Genomic DNA, 17892 nt, shown 5'->3' on the forward strand with positions numbered 1-17892 from the left:
ATCTGGCTGGCTAATCGGGCTTGCCTGTACCCGCCCTTTCGCGGGCAACCCCGCTGCCATGCGGGGCTGGTGTTGTCACTGGCTCAGCCCTTCTTCTGGGCAAACAACGCGTCGAGGCTCTGCTCGAAGGCGTGGTAGCCAATGGCATCGTAAAGCTCCATGCGCGTCTGCATGGTGTCGATCACGTTCTTCTGCGTGCCGTCGCGGCGCAGCGCGGTGTACACATTCTCGGCTGCCTTGTTCATGGCGCGGAACGCCGACAGCGGGTACAGCACCAGCGAAACATCGACCGCAGCCAGCTCTTCGGTGGTGTACAGCGGAGTGGCGCCAAACTCGGTGATGTTGGCCAGGATGGGTGCCTTCACCCGGTCAGCGAAGGTCTTGTACATCTGCAGCTCGGTGATCGCTTCCGGGAAGATCATGTCGGCACCCGCCTCGATGCACGCTGCGGCACGGTCCAGGGCAGCGTTCAAGCCTTCGACGGCCAAGGCGTCGGTACGCGCCATGATCACGAAGCTGTCGTCGCTGCGGGCATCGACGGCTGCCTTGATGCGGTCGACCATTTCCTGCTGGCTGACGATTTCCTTGTTCGGCCGGTGGCCGCAACGCTTGGCGCCGACCTGATCCTCGATATGGATCGCCGCCGCCCCGAACTTGCTCATCGAGCGCACGGTGCGCGCCACGTTGAAAGCCGAGGCACCGAAGCCTGTATCGACATCCACCAACAGCGGCAGGTCGCACACATCGGTAATACGGCGCACGTCGGTGAGCACATCGTCCAGGCCAGTGATACCCAGGTCCGGCAGGCCCAGGGAGCCTGCTGCCACGCCGCCACCGGACAGGTAGATGGCCTTGAAACCGGCGCGCTTGGCCAGCAAGGCATGGTTGGCATTGATGGCGCCAACCACCTGCAGGGGGTGTTCAGCGGCGACGGCATCGCGAAAACGCTGACCGGGTGTGCTGTTCACAGTCATTTCTCACCTCGTGGGTTATTGTTGTGGGCGTCCAGATAGTGACGCTCGATATTGCGCTTGGACGCACCGATGTGACGGCGCATCAGAAGTTCGGCCAGTTCGCCGTCACGTTCGGCGATGGCATCGAGAATGCGGTGGTGTTCGGCAAAGGCCTGGCGTGGCCGGTTGGGCGTGGCCGAGAACTGGATACGGTACATGCGCACCAGCTGGTACAGCTCGCCACACAGCATCTTGACCAACGTCTGGTTACCGCTGCCCTGGATGATGCGGTAATGGAAGTCGTAGTCGCCCTCCTGCTGGTAGTAACCCAGGCCAGCCTGGAACGCGGCATCCCGCTCATGGGTATCGAGCACCCGGCGCAGCTCGTCGATATCGGCCTGGCTCATGCGTTCAGCGGCCAGGCGGCAGGCCATGCCTTCCAGGGACTCACGAATCTCGTACAGCTCGATCAGTTCGGCATGGTTGAGCGATACCACCCGTGCGCCTACATGGGGCACCCGCACCAGCAGGCGCTGGCCTTCCAGGCGGTGGATGGCCTCGCGCAGCGGCCCGCGGCTGATGCCATAGGTGCGTGCCAGCTCTGGCTCGGAGATCTTGCTGCCAGGGGCAATTTCCCCTTTGACGATGGCCGCCTGAATACGCCGGAAGACGTTTTCCGACAAGGTTTCCGATTCGTCTGCCAGCATCGGGCCAGGGGTGGAAAGGTCTTGCATATTGTCGACACCTTGGGAAATCTCTTCGCCAGAAGTTAACCAGCGAAGCCACTCAAGTCAAAGACAAATTCAATATTGTCGACAATCGTCTAAGAACGAACTTAGGCAAGCCAAGCGCTGTCAGATCGCGCACCGCTGGCGTCAATACGTCGTCGTGATAGAATGCCGCGCCTCCGATGGGGTATGGATAGCCTGTCTGTCATGCAGTCATGCTTGTTGACAGATGAACGAGGAAGCTTGCGCAGTAGTTGCCAGTCACCTTGACCTGAACCTTGCCTAGAACCTTGCACTGCATCGCGCCAGGATTATGAGACTCACACCCGTTTTATTGCTGCTTTGCCTCACCCTGCTGCCGGCCATTGGCCAGGCGGCCGGCAAGACCGTGTACGGTCTCAATGAATACGCACGCCTGGGCGACCTGGACCTGGAAGTGGCGGCCAAACTCGACACCGGCGCCAAAACTGCCTCGCTCAGCGCCCGCGACATCAAGCGCTTCAAGCGCAACGGCGAAAGCTGGGTGCGCTTCTACCTGGCCATCGATGCCGCCCACTCGCACCCGATCGAACGGCCCCTGGCCCGCGTCAGCAAAATCAAGCGCCGAGCGGGCGACTATGATGCTGAATCGGGCAAGGCCTACACCGCCCGCCCGGTCATCGAACTCGAAATCTGCATGGGCCAGGCCCTGCGCACCATCGAAGTCAACCTCACCGACCGCAGCGCCTTCCAGTTCCCGCTGCTGATCGGCTCCGAGGCGCTCAAGCACTTCGACGCGCTGGTCGACCCAAGCCTTAAATACGCGGCCGGCAAACCTGCCTGTGCCACCGACGCTCCCAAAGCAGAGTAATCCCGATGCGCTCTCTTACCCTCCATCTGAAAGTCCTGATCACCGTACTGGTGTTGTTGGGCGTGGCAGTCACGGCTTATCAGATCTTCTTCCTCGGCATACCGGTGACCGAGGATGAAACCGACGACCTGTGGAACATCGACGCCAAGGTCGAGTTCGTGGCCAGCACCAAGGACCCGGTCAAGGTGCAGATGTTCGTGCCGCCACTGAACCGCGACTACGTCAGCCTCAACGAGAGCTTCATCTCCAACAACTACGGGGTCAGCGTCAACCGTGCCGATGGCAACCGCAAGGTCACCTGGTCGGCCCGTCGCGCCAGCGGCAACCAGACGCTGTACTACCGCCTGGTGCTGACCAAGCGCTACAGCAACGAAAAAACCGCGGTAAAAGGCCCGACCTTCCGTGACAGCCTGGCCATCGACGGCCCCGAAAAAATCGCCGCCGAGGCGCTGATGGCGCCTATCCGCCAGCATTCGGCCGACGTCGAGACGTTCGTCAGCGAAACCATCAAGCGGGTCAACAACCTCAACGATGACAACGTCAAACTGCTGCTGGCCGGCGATACTTCACCGATGAAAAAGGCCCAGGTGATCGACCTGCTGCTGTCGATTGCCCACGTACCGATGGAAAAGGTGCACACCATCCGCCTGGTGGCCGACACCCCGCAAACCCCCGAGCTGTGGCTGCGCAGCTACAACGGCAACGACTGGCTGTACTTCAACCCGGACACAGGCGAACAAGGCCTGCCCAGCGACCGCCTGCTGTGGTGGACCGGTGACGACAACCTGATTACCGTCGATGGCGGCAAGAAGGCCAACGTCACGTTCAGCATGAACAACAGTGAAATGAACGCCATTCGCCTGGCCAAGCTGACTGACGAGAACACCGACGCCGACTTCCTCGAATATTCGCTGTACGGCCTGCCCCTGCAAACCCAGCAGACCTTCATGATCATGGTCATGATCCCGATTGGTGTGCTGGTGATCCTGGTGCTGCGCAACCTGATCGGTATCCAGACCCTGGGTACCTTCACCCCGGTGCTGATCGCCCTGGCCTTCCGCGAAACCCAGCTGGGCTTCGGTATCGTGTTGTTCACGGTCATCACGGCATTGGGCCTGTCACTGCGTTCGTACCTGGAGCACCTGAAACTGCAGATGCTGCCGCGCCTGTCCGTGGTGCTGACCTTCGTCGTGGTGCTGATTGCGGCGATCAGCCTGTTCAGCCACAAGCTGGGCCTTGAGCGCGGGCTGTCGGTAGCCCTGTTCCCGATGGTGATCCTGACCATGACCATCGAACGCCTGTCGATCACCTGGGAAGAGCGTGGCGGCGGCCATGCCATGAAAGTGGCCATCGGCACCCTGTTTGCCGCATCACTGGCCCACCTGCTGATGATGGTGCCAGAGCTGGTGTACTTCGTGTTCACCTTCCCGGCCGTGCTGCTGATCCTGGTCGGCTTCATGCTGGCGATGGGCCGTTATCGCGGCTACCGTCTGACCGAGCTGATGCGCTTCAAGGCATTCGTGAAAAAGGCAGACGTGTGATGTTTGGCCTGATCAAGACGTGGAAAGCCCTGGAGGCCCGGGGCATCATGGGCATCAACCGGCGTAACGCAGACTATGTGCTGAAGTACAACAAGCGCAGCCTGTACCCGATTGTCGACGACAAGATCATCACCAAGGAACGCGCCCTCGCGGCAGGTATCCACGTACCGGAAATGTACGGTGTCATCGAGACCGAGAAGCAGATCGACAAGCTTCACGAGATCATCGGCGGCCGCAACGACTTCGTCATCAAGCCGGCCCAAGGTGCCGGCGGTGACGGCATCCTGGTGATCGCCGACCGCTTCGAGGACCGCTACCGCACCGTTTCCGGCAAGATCATGAGCCACGAGGAAATCGAGCACCAGGTCTCGAGCATCCTCACCGGCCTGTACTCGCTGGGCGGGCACCGTGACCGGGCGCTGATCGAATACCGGGTCACACCTGACCAGATCTTCAAGAGCATCAGCTATGAAGGCGTGCCCGACATCCGCATCATCGTGCTGATGGGCTACCCGGTCATGGCCATGCTGCGCCTGCCCACCCGGCAGTCCGGCGGCAAGGCCAACCTGCACCAGGGCGCCATCGGCGTAGGGGTCGACCTGGCTACCGGCGTGACCCTGCGCGGCACCTGGCTGAACAACATCATCAGCAAGCACCCAGACACCACCAACGCGGTGGACGGCGTGCAACTGCCGAACTGGGACGGCTTCATGAAGCTGGCCGCCGGGTGCTACGAGCTTTGCGGGCTGGGCTATATCGGCGTGGACATGGTCCTGGACCAGGACAAAGGCCCGCTGATTCTGGAGCTCAACGCCCGCCCAGGGCTGAACATCCAGATCGCCAACGACTGCGGGTTGACCCAGCGCACCCATGCTATCGAAGCGCACATCGAAGCGCTGGCCAAGGACGGCCTGACGGAGGACGTCGAGCAGCGGGTGAAGGTGTCGCAGGGCTTGTTCGGGCACGTACACCCAGGCTGACATCGCCGGGGCGGCTGCCACATCTCCTGGGGCAGCCGCCTTGCGTCGCGACCAGCCCCAGGCGCCAAACACAGGGTTGAATGTCGCGCCCAGTGCTAGGCGCTGCTCCCGCACAGGTCTACAATCGCCCTCCTCGCTTTTACATCGCCGTCCATACTGATGCCGACCTGTACGCTCCACCCCCTGCCCTACCAACCCGACCCAGCCGCCTATTTCGCCCGCCTGCGCCAGGCGCCCGGTGCCATCCTGCTCGACAGCGCCCGCCCTGGTGCCGAGCGCGGGCGTTTCGATCTGCTCAGTGCCTGGCCGCTGCAACAACTGCAAGCCGAACCCGCAGAGGATGGCCGCGCCTTTCTCGCCCGCCTGCGCGAGGGCCTGGCGCGCCTGGGCAGCGCCGATTTGCCCAGCGGCGTAGAACTGCCTTTCGCCGGCGGCCTGATCGGCTACCTGAGCTATGACTTCGGCCGCCGCCTTGAACACCTGCCAAGCAACGCCGTGGATGACCTCGGGCTGCCCGACGCGCAACTGGGCCTGTATGCCTGGGCGCTGGTCAGCGACCACCAGTGCGGCACCAGCCAGCTGGTGTTTCACCCAAGCCTGCCGCAACACGAGCGCGAACGCCTGATCAGCTTCTTCGCCGGCAGCGAGCACACGCCCGATGGCGACTTTCAGCTGCTCGCACCCATGGCCGGCGACTTGCAGCCTGCGCAGTACCAGGCCGCCTTCGACCAGGTGCAGCGCTATATCCAGGCCGGTGACTGCTACCAGATCAACCTCACCCAGCGCTTTCGCGCGCCGTGCAAGGGCGACCCGTGGCAGGCCTACAAGGCACTGCGCCAGGCCTGCCCGACGCCCTTTTCGGGCTATCAGCAGTTGGCCGACGGCAGCGCCCTGCTCAGCTTTTCACCCGAGCGCTTCATTCGCGTCAGCCAACGCCAGGTCGAGACCCGTCCGATCAAGGGCACGCGCCCACGCGCCATCGACCCGGGCGAAGACCGGCGCAATGCCGAGGCGCTGTTGCACAGCCCCAAGGACCGCTCGGAAAACCTGATGATCGTCGACCTGCTGCGCAATGACCTGGGACGTACCTGCGAGGTGGGCTCGGTAAAGGTACCGGAGCTGTTCAGCCTGGAGAGCTACCCCAACGTGCACCACCTGGTCAGTAGCATTACCGGCCGTTTGGCCAGCGGCAAGGACGCCCTGGACCTGATCGCCGACAGCTTCCCTGGCGGCTCGATTACCGGCGCGCCGAAGATCCGCGCCATGCAGATCATCGACGAGCTGGAGCCCACGCGGCGGGCACTGTACTGCGGTTCCCTGCTGTATGTGGACGTGCGTGGCGAAATGGACAGCTCGATCGCCATTCGCAGCCTGCTGGTCAAGGATGGCCAGGTCAGCTGCTGGGGTGGCGGCGCAGTGGTGGCCGACTCCGAATGGCAGGCCGAGTACGAAGAGTCGATTGCCAAGGTGCGGGTATTGCTGCAGACACTGCAAGGCCTGTGAGCGCCAGCCCGTCCAGACCCTGTTTTTTTGTTACCATCACCCCCACTACGAGCGCACAGCGCCACAGCCAAGATGGAAACCGCCTGATGAGCCAACCCTTCGACGTCGCCGCCCTGGCCGCGACCTATGCCAACAAATCCCCGCAAGACATCCTCAAGCTTGCCTTCGAGCACTTCGGCGACGACCTGTGGGTTTCCTTCAGCGGCGCCGAGGACGTGGTGCTGGTCGACATGGCCTGGAAGCTTAACAAGCAGGTCAAGGTATTCAGCCTCGACACAGGCCGCCTGCACCCGGAAACGTACCGGTTCATCGACCAGGTGCGCGAGCAGTATGGCCTGCCGATCGAAATCCTCAGCCCGGACCGCGCCCAGCTTGACCCATTCGTCAAGGAAAAGGGCCTGTTCAGTTTCTACAAGGACGGCCATGGCGAGTGCTGCGGCATCCGCAAGATCGAGCCATTGCGGCGCAAGCTGGCAACCGTCAGCGCCTGGGCCACTGGCCAGCGCCGTGACCAGAGCCCTGGCACTCGCAGCCAGGTGGCAGCGCTGGAAATCGACAGCGCCTTCTCCACGCCCGAGCGCACGCTGTACAAGTTCAACCCGCTGGCGCAGATGAGCAGCGCAGAAGTGTGGGGTTATATCCGCATGCTGGAGCTGCCGTACAACAGCCTGCATGAACGTGGCTTCATCAGCATCGGCTGCGAGCCCTGCACGCGCCCGGTGCTGCCGAACCAGCATGAACGTGAAGGGCGTTGGTGGTGGGAAGAGTCCACCCAGAAGGAGTGCGGGTTGCACGCTGGCAACCTGATCAGCAAGGCTTGAACCCGTAACGCCGCTGTAGAAGCGGGGGCGCAAAGCCCCCGGTGTTCGTGTTTCAGTGCACGGGCAGCTCGACCCCTTCGAACAGCGCTTCGAGCTCCTGCTTGTTGTGGCACTGGATGGCCTTGGCCATCACTTCGCGGGTCAGGTGCGGCGCGAATTTCTCGATGAAGTCACACATGAAGCCGCGCAGGAAGGTGCCACGGCGGAAACCGATCTTGGTGATGCTGGCCTCGAACAGCTCGCTGGCATCGAGTGCCACCAGGTCGCTGTCGAGCTTGGCGTCCACTGCCATGCCGGCAACGATGCCCACGCCCAGCCCCAGGCGCACATAGGTCTTGATCACGTCGGCGTCGGCGGCAGTGAACACTACCTTCGGCGTAAGGCCGCGGTGGTTGAAGGCCTCATCCAGCTTGGAGCGCCCGGTGAAACCGAACACATAGGTCACGATCGGGTATTCGGCTACGGCCTCCAACGTCAGCTTGGGCAGCTTGGCCAGTGGGTGACCTTGCGGCACGACCACGCAACGGTTCCACTTGTAGCAAGGCATCATGACCAGGTCGCCGAAAAGCTCCAGTGCCTCGGTGGCAATGGCAAAGTCGACCGTGCCGTCTGCGGCCATTTCGGCAATCTGCATCGGCGAGCCCTGGTGCATGTGCAGGGACACTTCCGGGTATTGCTTGATGAAGCTGCTGATCACCGGCGGCAACGCGTAGCGCGCCTGGGTATGGGTGGTGGCGATGGACAGCGTGCCCTTTTTCTCGTTGGAGAACTCCTGGGCGATCTGCTTGATGCTCTCGACCTTGCGCAGGATTTCGCCCGCGGTATTGATGATGCGCTCACCGGCCGGGGTAACGCGGGTCAGGTGTTTGCCACTGCGCGCGAATACTTCAACACCCAACTCGTCTTCCAGCAGGCGGATCTGCTTGCTGATACCCGGCTGGGAGGTATACAGGCTCTGCGCCGTCGCGGAGACATTGAGGTCATGATGCGCCACTTCCCAGATGTAGCGCAGTTGTTGAAGCTTCATAGATTTCCCTCGGTTCAGCGATGAGTCAGCGGCGGCAAGCAGCGACGATATATAACTATATTAGTGGTTCCGGAAATAAATCTAGAACAATTTTGTTACATGCTGAGGATATGCCCTACAGCCGCGCTCACGTTTTCCTACGCCCCAAATGCTGCGCCAACGGCACCATGTAGACCGGGACCGGCGACAGTTGCAGCAGCCGCACCGCCGTACGGCCGATTGGCACATCCACCCCGGCACCGGCACTGTGGCTACCAAAAATCAGCAGGTCGACACTGAGCCGTTGCGCCTGATCCAGAATGACCTGCGCCGGGTCGCCCTGGCGAACCCGTACGGCCTTGATGACAGCTAGGTCGGCCTCCTCGCCCAGCTCATCGCGAAAGTTCTCCAGCACGCGCTGCTCTATATTGGCCATTACCGTATTCACCCCCTGGCTGTGCAACTGGTCGAGCGTTTGCTCGTCGAGGTAGCTTTGCAGGAGAGATTCAGCGAACTGGCCCATGGGCTCGACCGCATGGATCACGTACAACTCAGCCCCGAATGTCCGCGCCAGCGCCAGCGCATGTTGCATGACAAACGGGGCATAGACACCGAGGTCGGTGGCGTACAGCATGGAGCGGATCATTCGACCTCCTGGACTGCCGCTGCGGCAGATCAAGCTTCAGCTTAGCAGCGCGGCAGAGGCACGCTTCGCCGTCCGGCGCGCTGCACGGGTGAGCTGTATCGGGCTGGGAATCCCCCCTCGAACGCTTAGACCCGGCCTTGGTGCTGGTCGATGAACAACAGCGCCTGGTAGAGCATTTCCATGCGCGGCAAGCGGCAGCCAGCCGCCCGCGCCTGCGCCAGTGGCTCGGCATAAATGGCCTGCAACTCCAATGGGCGCTTGTGTGCATGGTCGTGGTACATGCTGGGCCAGTAATCAGGCATGCGCTCGGTGACCTGGAACAGGTGTTGGGCGTAGCCTTCCGGCAGCAAATGGCCGCATGCTGCGGCACCCTGCACAACTTCTGCCATCAGCGCCAGGACCAGTTCACGGCTGGCGGTGTTGCCCATCAATGCAGTGGTGCTGGCACCCAGCAATACCGAGAGGCCGTTGTAAGGCACGTTCCACACCAGTTTCTGCCAGCGCGCCAGCGCCAGGTTCGGCATGGCGTGCGAGTCGATGCCCGCCGCCTGGAACAAGCCTGTGCCCTCACTGACCAGCGCCGTACCACCATCGCTGGCAGGCCCGCTGTGGTACCCCAGGTTCACGGTACCCAAGGCCTGATGCCGGATCACGCCTGGCCCCTGCCGGTTGACACAGATGAAGCACAGCCCGCCCAGCAGGTGCATGTCGCTGCGCAGTGCCGGGCGCAGCTGCTCCTCGACCCCCAGGCCGTTCTGCAACAGCACCACCTTGGCACCCGGTGCGGCAGCCTGCACGATCAACGGGGCCAGGTGGCCGTTGCTGGTCGCCTTGGCCCCGATCAACAACCAGTCACAGGGCGGCATATCGGCGGCCCTGGTATAGGCTTGCACCTTCATGTGCAGCGTGCCGTGCTCGGCACTGTCCAGGCTCAGGCCATGCTCACATACCGCCGGGTACTCGCTACGCAGCAGAAAATGCACATCGAAACCGGCCTTGGCCAGCATCAACCCATAGAAGCCGCCAATGGCGCCACTGCCAATGATGCCAATACGTAGTGCGCGCGAATGCATGCCAATCTCCAGCTAACAGGTAGGCGTTCTTTTTACACCGGTTGGGCAACGCTGGGCAGGCCATTCGCGCTTCAACCCTTGGTACAGGTAAAAACCCCACAATGACTGGGCTCAGCCCATTGTCCCGCCCCTTGTAACGCGCTAAGGTTCGGCTCCCCGTTGCGATTATTCTTGCTGCTGGGCCGCACGGGGATTGTTGGCGGCCGGCACCCGTGACCTGACGAGTAACACGATGGCTGATTTACCGATCGATGACTTGAACGTTGCCTCCAACGAGACCCTGATCACCCCTGATCAGCTCAAGAAGGAAATCCCCCTCAGCGCCAAGGCCCTGCAGACCGTGACTGCCGGCCGTGAAGTGGTGCGCAATATTCTCGACGGCAAGGACCATCGCCTGTTCGTCGTGGTCGGCCCTTGCTCCATCCACGATATCAAGGCCGCTCACGAATATGCCGAGCGCCTGAAAGTACTGGCCGCAGAGGTGTCCGACACCCTGTACCTGGTCATGCGCGTGTACTTTGAAAAGCCGCGCACCACGGTCGGTTGGAAAGGCCTGATCAACGACCCGTACCTGGATGACTCGTTCAAGATCCAGGACGGCCTGCACATCGGCCGCAAGCTGCTGCTGGATTTGGCGGAAATGGGCCTGCCGACCGCGACCGAAGCGCTGGACCCTATCTCCCCGCAATACCTGCAGGACCTGATCAGTTGGTCGGCTATCGGCGCCCGTACCACCGAATCGCAAACCCACCGCGAGATGGCCTCGGGGCTGTCATCGGCGGTAGGTTTCAAGAACGGCACCGATGGCGGCCTGACCGTCGCCATCAACGCCTTGCAGTCGGTGTCCAAGCCACATCGCTTCCTGGGTATCAACCAGGAAGGCGGCGTGTCGATCGTCACCACCAAGGGCAACCCATACGGCCACGTGGTACTGCGCGGCGGTAATGGCAAACCCAACTACGATTCGGTCAGCGTTGCGCTGTGCGAGCAAGACCTTGCCAAGGCCAAGATCAAGGCAAACATCATGGTCGACTGCAGCCACGCCAACTCCAACAAGGACCCGGCCCTGCAACCACTGGTGATGGAGAACGTCGCCAACCAGATTCTCGAAGGCAACCAGTCGATCATCGGCCTGATGGTCGAAAGCCACCTGAACTGGGGCTGCCAGTCGATTCCGAAGAACCTGGAAGACCTGCAATACGGCGTGTCGGTTACCGATGCCTGCATCGACTGGTCGGCAACCGAAAAAACGCTGCGCAGCATGCGTGCCAAGCTCAAAGATGTATTGCCGCAGCGCAAGCGTGGCTGATTGACGCCCTACTGAGCGGGCTCACCATGGCCCGCTCTCATGGCCTGGCTCAGGCCTTGGTGGAGTGCCGCTGCTGGCGCTCCATGTAGCGCTCCACGTATGAGCACGACGGTATCACCGTGTAGCCCATCTGCTCGGCATAAGCCAGGGCCTGCTCGGTCAGCGCGGCGGCGATGCCACGGCCGCGCAGGGCGTTAGGCACGAAGGTGCGATAGATATCCAGCGTTTGCTTGCCCAGGTCCATGTACGTCAGGTAGGCACGATGACCGTCCACGGTGGTCTCGAACTGATGACCGGCCTGGTCATGGTGGATGGTCAACGATTCGCTCATCACTACTCCTCGCAGGTCTTTCAGGTAGACCCTTCCCTTAACCGATGGTGGTTTAATCCGGCACAGAATGCTCTACGCCACCTGTTGCCCATACGACCGCTGGACGATTGCAATCGTTCGAGTCTTCTGGCGCTCACAAGATAGTAGGCGCGGCATGCGGATTTACTCAAGGTTTCGACAGTTAAAAAGGGCTTGGCGCTACCCTCTTCACTTAATGCCGTAGCCCCTGCAGCCGCCGGATGCTTTAGGCTTTAAGACGCCGAAAGACCGTGCAAGTCACCCTTAGTTCAACAAAAAAGTTCCTGTACTACACTTGCTTGCGGGCACGACAGGTTGTTGATCACGCCCAGCTCGCACAGCGTGCCGGGGCCACGTCAAGCAACATTTTTTTTGCAGTTCTTGCGCTCAGTCAGTTTACTTACTACAAGTAATGAGTACTATGTACGCCGGCCAGTTTCTCTTTTCCGAGAGATGGCTATTTAATAGAAAGTCCTTGAAGGGGAACACGATGAACAACGTTCTGAAATTCTCTGCTCTGGCTCTGGCCGCAGTTCTGGCTACCGGTTGCAGCAGCGTCTCCAAAGAAACTGAAGCTCGTCTGACTGCTACTGAAGACGCAGCAGCTCGCGCTCAAGCCCGTGCCGATGAAGCCTACCGTAAGGCTGACGACGCACTGGCAGCCGCTCAGAAGGCTCAGCAGACCGCTGACGAAGCCAACGAGCGCGCTCTGCGTATGCTGGACAAAGCCAGCCGCAAGTAATAATCCTTACGGATTGTTAAGAAGCCGACCCACTTGTGGGTCGGCTTTTTTTTGCCTGCTCGTTGCCGCGCCTTCCAACTGTTACGAAAAGGCCCGCACAAAGGCGGGCCTCCCTGTATCGCCACTACCTTACTGCAGTTCTGGGGGAATGCTGGAAACCACCGGTGCGCCTGCCTGGTTTTCGACCGGTACGGCAATTTCTACCGGCATGCCATCTTCTGCAGCCACCACATCACGCACCATGTCCCAGTTCATGCGCAGGTTGTTGGCCAGGTCTTCGCGCTTGAGCAAGGCATTGATGACAGCGGTATGCTTGTCGACTACCGACGGATTGCCCTGGTCATCCAGCGGGGTGTGTGCCTCGAGGTACACCTTGCCGCCACTGATACCAAACTTGTAAGGCTCGTTGATGATGCGCACCGGCGTACCCACCGGCACCAGCTTGGACAGTTCCAACACGTTGTTGTTGAGCATGCGGAAGCAACCGTGGCTGGTGCGCATGCCGATACCGAACTTCTTGTTCGAACCGTGGATCAGGTAGCCCGGCACGCCCAAGGTGAACTTGAATGGCCCCAGTGGGTTGTCCGGGCCTGCCGGCACCACCGCAGGCAGGATATCGCCGTCTGCCGCGTGCTCTTTGCGGATGGATGCGGGCGGGGTCCAGGTCGGGTTCGGCGTCTTGGCGATGATCTTGGTGTTGGCGATCGGCGAACCCCAGCCTTCACGACCGATACCGAGCGGGAAGGTGTACACCACGTTTTGACCTTTCGGATAGTAGTACAACCGGTACTCGGCCAGGTTGATGACCACGCCTTCGCGCGGGCCCGGTGGCAGGATGTAGCGGGTGGGCAGGATGATCTCGGTGCCGGCGCCCGGCAACCACGGGTCCACACCCGGGTTGGCAGCGATCATTTCCAGGTAGCCGAGGTCGTTGGCGGTGCCGATATCGGCGAAGGTGTCCTCGTACTTGGCCTTGATCACATGCACCTGGCCGACGATGTCTTCACCAGGAGGTGGCAGTGGCAGCTCCAGCGCAGCAGCGGGGCCTGCTACCAGCAGGGCGGCCAGGGACAGGCTACGGGTGACGGCAGGAAAGCGCGGCAACATCCGGTAAATCCTTCGAAAGGTGGGTCAAGAGGATCGATTGTACACCTGCACTGGTGCCAGCGGGAGGCATTGCTGAGCGGCAAGCGTTTCAGATGATGAAAGGTGCGAGTCGTTCAGCTGCCGTGCAGCTCAGGCCACACCGGGCGCATGCCCCGCCGCTGGGCATCGAGGATGGCCCGGCACAGCTCGCACAGGCGGCCATCGCGATAGATCGAGCGCGGCACCCCCGACCAGCGCGGTTGCGCGGGCAGCAGCCCACCGCACAAGGTACGGTCTACCGGCACACCCAACTCGAGCTGCCGGGCCACCAGGTGCACGCGGACCTCCTGGCAGGCAAACAGGTCAAGCTGCTCATCGGGCTCGATCAATTGGTAGGCGTACAGGGACCAGGCGGGGCGCGGCATCGGTGGCACTCGAAACGGGGGGCGCAACATTAGCCGAAAGCTGCCCCCGTTTAAAGCATCACAGCAAGGGTTTTATCGCCGGCCAGGCATTTTCCAGCAAGCGCTGCTGGGCACCCTGGGCCGGATGAATGCCATCAGCCTGCATCAAATCTGGCACACCCCCTACCCCTTCAAGGAAAAACGGCACCAGCGGGACCTTTTTGTCCGCCGCCAACTGCTCATACACGTTGGCAAACGCACGGGTGTAGCGCACACCGTAATTGGGCGGCAGGCGCATGCCCAGCAGCACCACTTTGGCGCCAGCCTGCCGCGAGCGCTCGATCATCGAAGCAAGATTTTGTTGCAATTGCGCAGGCGGCTGCCCGCGCAGGCCATCGTTGCCGCCCAGCTCCAGTACCACCAGGCTGGGCTTATGCGCTGCAAGCAGCGCGGGCAAGCGCGCCTGGCCACCCGCACTGGTGTCGCCACTGATCGACGCGTTGACCACCTTGGCGTCGAAACCTTCCTTCTCCAGCCGGGTCTGCAACAGAGAGACCCACCCCTGGCGGCTATCCAGGCCAAAACCGGCGCTGATACTATCGCCAACCACCAGCAACGTTCCCGCCGCCGCGCTCTGGGCCAGGCAATACAGGGCCAGACCGGCACTCAGCCACCTTATTCGCATCGGATTCTCCATGGGCCCCAGCATTCTCGTTGCGCAGAACCTTAGCAAAGTGGTCCCCAGTGCGGAAGGTGACCTCGCCATCCTGCACGCCCTGTCCCTCGACCTGGCCCGGGGTGACAGCCTGGCCATCGTCGGCGCTTCGGGCTCGGGCAAGTCGACGCTGCTTGGCCTGCTCGCCGGCCTGGACCAACCCAGCGCTGGCAAGGTGATACTTGCCGGGCACGACCTCGGGCCGCTGGATGAAGACCAGCGCGCCCGGGTGCGCGCCGAACACGTCGGCTTCGTGTTCCAGTCGTTCCAACTGCTGGACAGCCTCAACGCCCTGGAGAATGTCATGCTGCCGCTGGAGCTTGACGGGCGCAGCGATGCCCGCGAACAAGCACGCACCTTGCTTGAACGGGTCGGCCTTGGCGCGCGCCTCAGCCACACGCCACGCCAGCTGTCCGGGGGCGAGCAACAACGGGTGGCCATCGCCCGCGCCTTCGCCGCGCACCCTGCCGTGTTGTTCGCCGATGAACCCACCGGCAACCTGGACAGCCACACCGGCGAGCGTATCAGCGACCTGCTGTTCGAGCTGAACCAGGAGCGTGGCACCACGCTGGTGCTGGTTACCCATGACGAACGCCTGGCCCGCCGCTGCCGCCGCCAGATCCGGCTGGACGCAGGCCGCCTGGTGGCAGCGGTGGAGGCCTGATGAAACACATGCCGCTGTCCCGCCTGTGCGGCCTGGCCCTACGCCAGTTGCTCCGCGACCTTCGTGCCAGCGAAGTGCGGGTGTTGTTCTTCGCCCTGCTGGTAGCGGTGGCAGCCAGCACCGCCATCGGCTATTTCGGTGCCCGCCTGAACGGCGCCATGCAACTGCGCGCCAGCGAATTCCTTGGCGCCGACCTGGTGTTGCAAGGCAGCGCCCCGGCCCGAGAACAACAACTCGCGGCCGGCCAGGCACTGGGCTTGCGCCACGCTCAGGTGGTCGAGTTCACCAGTGTGGTCGGCGGCGATAGCGGTATCCAGCTGTCCAGCGTGAAAGCGGCCGACAGCGCCTACCCCCTGCGTGGGCAGCTGCGCAGCGCCGCGGCCCCATATGGTGCTGAACGCCCGGGTGGCGGGCCGGCGCCCGGTGAAGCATGGGTGGAACCGCGCCTGTTGGCGGCCTTGGGGCTGTCGATAGGCGACAGCATCGACGTCGGCATGAAAACCCTGCGCATGAGCCGGGTACTGACCTATGAGCCGGACCGCGCCAACAACTTCTACAGCCTCACGCCGCGGGTGATGATCAACCTGGCCGACCTGCAGGCGACCGGGGTGATCCAGCCCGGCAGCCGGGTTACCTACCGCGACCTGTGGCGTGGCGATAGCGAAGCACTGGCGCAGTACCGCCAGGCAATTGAGAAAAGCCTGGCCGCCAACCAGCGCCTGCGCGATACCCGCGATGGCAACCAGCAGATCGGCGGCGCCCTGGGCAAGGCAGAACGCTACCTGAACATGGCCAGCCTGGTGGCAGTGTTGCTGGCCGGCGTGGCCGTAGCCTTGTCGGCCAGCCGCTACGCTGCACGGCGCCTGGACGCCAGTGCCCTGCTGCGTTGCCTGGGCCTGTCGCGCCGGCAGGCCCTTGGCCTGTACTGCCTGCAACTGGCCATGCTCGGCGTAGTAGCGGCGCTGGCCGGCGCGCTGCTGGGCTGGCTTGCCCAGCTGGGCCTGTTCCGCGTACTGCACGGCCTGCTTCCCAGCGTGGTCCCAGCCGGGGGCGTACTACCGGCCCTGGCCGGCATCGCCACAGGGCTGGTAGCACTGGCCGGCTTTGCCCTGCCACCGATCGCGGCGCTGGGCCAGGTGCCGCCATTGCGCGTACTGCGCCGCGACCTGTTGCCGATACCGCCCAGCAGTTGGCTGGTTTACGGTGCAGCCCTGTTCGCGCTAGGCCTGATCATGTGGCGGCTAAGCCTGGACCTGCTGCTGACCTTCGCCCTGCTGGCTGGCGGCCTGGTTGCTGCGCTGTTGCTCGGTGGCCTGCTGCTGCTCGGCTTGCGCAGCCTGCGCCGCTTGCTGGCCGGCGCCCCGCTGACCTGGCGCCTGGGGTTGGGCCAGTTGCTGCGCCACCCCATGGCCGCCGCTGGCCAGGCGTTGGCGTTCGGCCTGATCCTGCTGGCCATGGCCCTGGTCGCCCTGCTGCGGGCGGAATTGCTCGACACCTGGCAGGCCCAGCTACCCAAGGATGCGCCCAACTATTTCGCCCTGAATATCCTGCCAGACGACCGCGAGCCGTTCGCTCAGCACCTGCAGCAGGTCAACGCCGTCGCGGCCCCACTATACCCGGTGACACCGGGGCGGCTGGTGCAGATCAACCAACAACCGGTGCAGCAGATCGTCAGCAAGGATTCGGCAGGCGAGCGCGCCGTGCAGCGCGACCTCAGCCTGACCTGGGCCGCCGAACTGCCCGAAGGCAATGCGTTGACAGCCGGGAGCTGGTGGCAAGCATTGCCCGGCGAACACGAAATCCCCGGGGTATCGGTGGAGGCAGAGCTGGCCAAGAGCCTGAAGCTTCAGACTGGCGACCTGCTGACGTTCGATATCGGCGGCCAACAGCGCCAAGCCAGGGTCAGCAGCTTGCGCAGTGTGCATTGGGACAGCTTCCAGCCCAACTTCTACATGATCTTCCAACCCGGCACCCTGCAAGGCCTGCCGACCACCTACCTGACCAGCTTCTACCTGGCGCCGGGGCACGACCTGGACGTGGTGACCCTGTCACGTGCGTTCCCGGCAGTGACCATCCTGCAGGTCGATGCCCTGCTCGACCAACTGCGCAGCATCCTCGCCCAGGTGACCCTGGCCGTGGAATATGTGCTGCTGTTCGTGCTGGCGGCAGGGCTGGCGGTGCTGTTCGCCGGTTTGCAGGCAACGTTGGATGAGCGCATTCGCCAAGGCGCCCTGCTGCGTGCACTGGGCGCGCCCAGGCCGCTGCTGGTCAGGGCACGGCGGATCGAGTTCGGCCTGCTCGGGGCAGCCAGCGGGTTGTTGGCGGCCGTGGGTTGCGAACTGATCACCCTGGTGCTTTACCGCTATGCCTTCAGTCTGCAGTGGGGGCCGCACCCCTGGTTGCTGTTGCTGCCATTGACAGGGGCTTTGCTGGTAGGCGGCGCGGGGGTTATAGGCACGCGGCGGGCGCTCAATGCCAGCCCTTTGGCGGTACTGCGGGACACTTGAGGCTGCACGTGCCGG

The 17892-nt window shown here is 62.7% G+C and carries 18 protein-coding genes; 9 read left to right on the top strand and 9 right to left on the bottom strand.

Features of this window, described 5'->3' with window-relative positions:
• Positions 1 to 83: 83 nt before the first annotated feature.
• Complete coding sequence (gene prpB, locus AACG97_RS18080) at positions 84 to 974, bottom strand: methylisocitrate lyase (RefSeq protein WP_029884943.1); 891 nt, start codon at positions 972 to 974, stop codon at positions 84 to 86.
• Positions 971 to 1687 (bottom strand): GntR family transcriptional regulator, encoded by a 717-nt coding sequence (locus AACG97_RS18085; RefSeq protein ID WP_009683857.1) that lies wholly within the window; start codon positions 1685 to 1687, stop codon positions 971 to 973. The genes prpB and AACG97_RS18085 overlap by 4 nt, the downstream gene beginning before the upstream one ends.
• A 307-nt stretch (positions 1688 to 1994) precedes the next feature.
• On the opposite strand from AACG97_RS18085, the gene rloA reads away from it, so the two are divergent.
• The 5 genes from rloA to AACG97_RS18110 all read left to right on the top strand — a co-directional run bounded on the left by rloA (position 1995) and on the right by AACG97_RS18110 (position 7376).
• A complete protein-coding gene (gene rloA, locus AACG97_RS18090) occupies positions 1995 to 2531 on the top strand; it encodes a retropepsin-like aspartic peptidase RloA (protein WP_029884944.1) in 537 nt (178 codons plus the stop codon).
• Between the two features lie 5 nt (positions 2532 to 2536).
• Positions 2537 to 4072: an osmotic stress tolerance membrane protein RloB gene (rloB, locus tag AACG97_RS18095; RefSeq protein ID WP_029884945.1), complete on the top strand. Its 1536-nt coding sequence runs from the start codon at positions 2537 to 2539 to the stop codon at positions 4070 to 4072.
• On the top strand, positions 4072 to 5052 hold the full coding sequence (locus AACG97_RS18100) for an alpha-L-glutamate ligase-like protein (protein WP_009683854.1): 981 nt from the start codon (positions 4072 to 4074) through the stop codon (positions 5050 to 5052). Before rloB ends, AACG97_RS18100 begins: the two co-directional genes overlap by 1 nt.
• 159 nt (positions 5053 to 5211) lie before the next feature.
• Positions 5212 to 6555, top strand: coding sequence for an aminodeoxychorismate synthase component I (pabB, locus tag AACG97_RS18105; protein ID WP_009683853.1), 1344 nt, complete (start codon positions 5212 to 5214; stop codon positions 6553 to 6555).
• Positions 6556 to 6641: 86 nt separating this feature from the next.
• Complete coding sequence (locus tag AACG97_RS18110; protein ID WP_009683852.1) at positions 6642 to 7376, top strand: phosphoadenylyl-sulfate reductase; 735 nt, start codon at positions 6642 to 6644, stop codon at positions 7374 to 7376.
• 52 nt (positions 7377 to 7428) lie between these two features.
• Here AACG97_RS18110 and cysB read toward each other — a convergent pair whose 3' ends face one another.
• The 3 genes from cysB to AACG97_RS18125 all read right to left on the bottom strand — a co-directional run bounded on the left by cysB (position 7429) and on the right by AACG97_RS18125 (position 10101).
• On the bottom strand, positions 7429 to 8403 hold the full coding sequence (cysB, locus tag AACG97_RS18115; protein ID WP_009683851.1) for an HTH-type transcriptional regulator CysB: 975 nt from the start codon (positions 8401 to 8403) through the stop codon (positions 7429 to 7431).
• Positions 8404 to 8530: 127 nt separating this feature from the next.
• On the bottom strand, positions 8531 to 9028 hold the full coding sequence (locus AACG97_RS18120; protein ID WP_009683850.1) for a universal stress protein: 498 nt from the start codon (positions 9026 to 9028) through the stop codon (positions 8531 to 8533).
• A 125-nt stretch (positions 9029 to 9153) separates the two neighbouring features.
• Entirely contained in the window at positions 9154 to 10101 is a 948-nt protein-coding gene (locus tag AACG97_RS18125) for a putative 2-dehydropantoate 2-reductase (RefSeq protein ID WP_197885364.1), read from the bottom strand.
• A 232-nt stretch (positions 10102 to 10333) separates the two neighbouring features.
• On the opposite strand from AACG97_RS18125, the gene AACG97_RS18130 reads away from it, so the two are divergent.
• On the top strand, positions 10334 to 11410 hold the full coding sequence (locus AACG97_RS18130) for a 3-deoxy-7-phosphoheptulonate synthase (protein WP_009683848.1): 1077 nt from the start codon (positions 10334 to 10336) through the stop codon (positions 11408 to 11410).
• 49 nt (positions 11411 to 11459) lie between these two features.
• Here AACG97_RS18130 and AACG97_RS18135 read toward each other — a convergent pair whose 3' ends face one another.
• Positions 11460 to 11741 (bottom strand): GNAT family N-acetyltransferase, encoded by a 282-nt coding sequence (locus AACG97_RS18135; protein WP_009683847.1) that lies wholly within the window; start codon positions 11739 to 11741, stop codon positions 11460 to 11462.
• Between the two features lie 508 nt (positions 11742 to 12249).
• On the opposite strand from AACG97_RS18135, the gene oprI reads away from it, so the two are divergent.
• Positions 12250 to 12501: an outer membrane lipoprotei OprI gene (gene oprI / locus AACG97_RS18140; RefSeq protein ID WP_003259780.1), complete on the top strand. Its 252-nt coding sequence runs from the start codon at positions 12250 to 12252 to the stop codon at positions 12499 to 12501.
• 129 nt (positions 12502 to 12630) lie between these two features.
• Here the strand turns inward: oprI and AACG97_RS18145 are convergent, their stop codons facing one another.
• The 3 genes from AACG97_RS18145 to AACG97_RS18155 all read right to left on the bottom strand — a co-directional run bounded on the left by AACG97_RS18145 (position 12631) and on the right by AACG97_RS18155 (position 14676).
• Positions 12631 to 13608 carry a L,D-transpeptidase family protein gene (locus AACG97_RS18145; RefSeq protein ID WP_009683846.1) on the bottom strand — a complete coding sequence of 326 codons (978 nt, stop codon included), beginning with the start codon at positions 13606 to 13608 and terminating at the stop codon, positions 12631 to 12633.
• A gap of 113 nt (positions 13609 to 13721) precedes the next feature.
• Complete coding sequence (locus AACG97_RS18150; RefSeq protein WP_009683845.1) at positions 13722 to 14012, bottom strand: hypothetical protein; 291 nt, start codon at positions 14010 to 14012, stop codon at positions 13722 to 13724.
• Between the two features lie 58 nt (positions 14013 to 14070).
• A complete protein-coding gene (locus tag AACG97_RS18155; protein WP_197885363.1) occupies positions 14071 to 14676 on the bottom strand; it encodes an arylesterase in 606 nt (201 codons plus the stop codon).
• A gap of 10 nt (positions 14677 to 14686) precedes the next feature.
• On the opposite strand from AACG97_RS18155, the gene AACG97_RS18160 reads away from it, so the two are divergent.
• Both AACG97_RS18160 and AACG97_RS18165 read left to right on the top strand, forming a co-directional pair.
• Positions 14687 to 15370: an ABC transporter ATP-binding protein gene (locus AACG97_RS18160; protein WP_009683843.1), complete on the top strand. Its 684-nt coding sequence runs from the start codon at positions 14687 to 14689 to the stop codon at positions 15368 to 15370.
• Positions 15370 to 17877, top strand: a complete 2508-nt coding sequence (locus AACG97_RS18165) for an ABC transporter permease (RefSeq protein ID WP_225786092.1) — start codon at positions 15370 to 15372, stop codon at positions 17875 to 17877. Before AACG97_RS18160 ends, AACG97_RS18165 begins: the two co-directional genes overlap by 1 nt.
• Positions 17878 to 17892: the final 15 nt, after the last annotated feature.

It is taken from the genome of Pseudomonas sp. Nvir (assembly GCF_963778085.1).
GTDB classification, from domain to species: Bacteria; Pseudomonadota; Gammaproteobacteria; order Pseudomonadales; family Pseudomonadaceae; genus Aquipseudomonas; species Aquipseudomonas juntendi.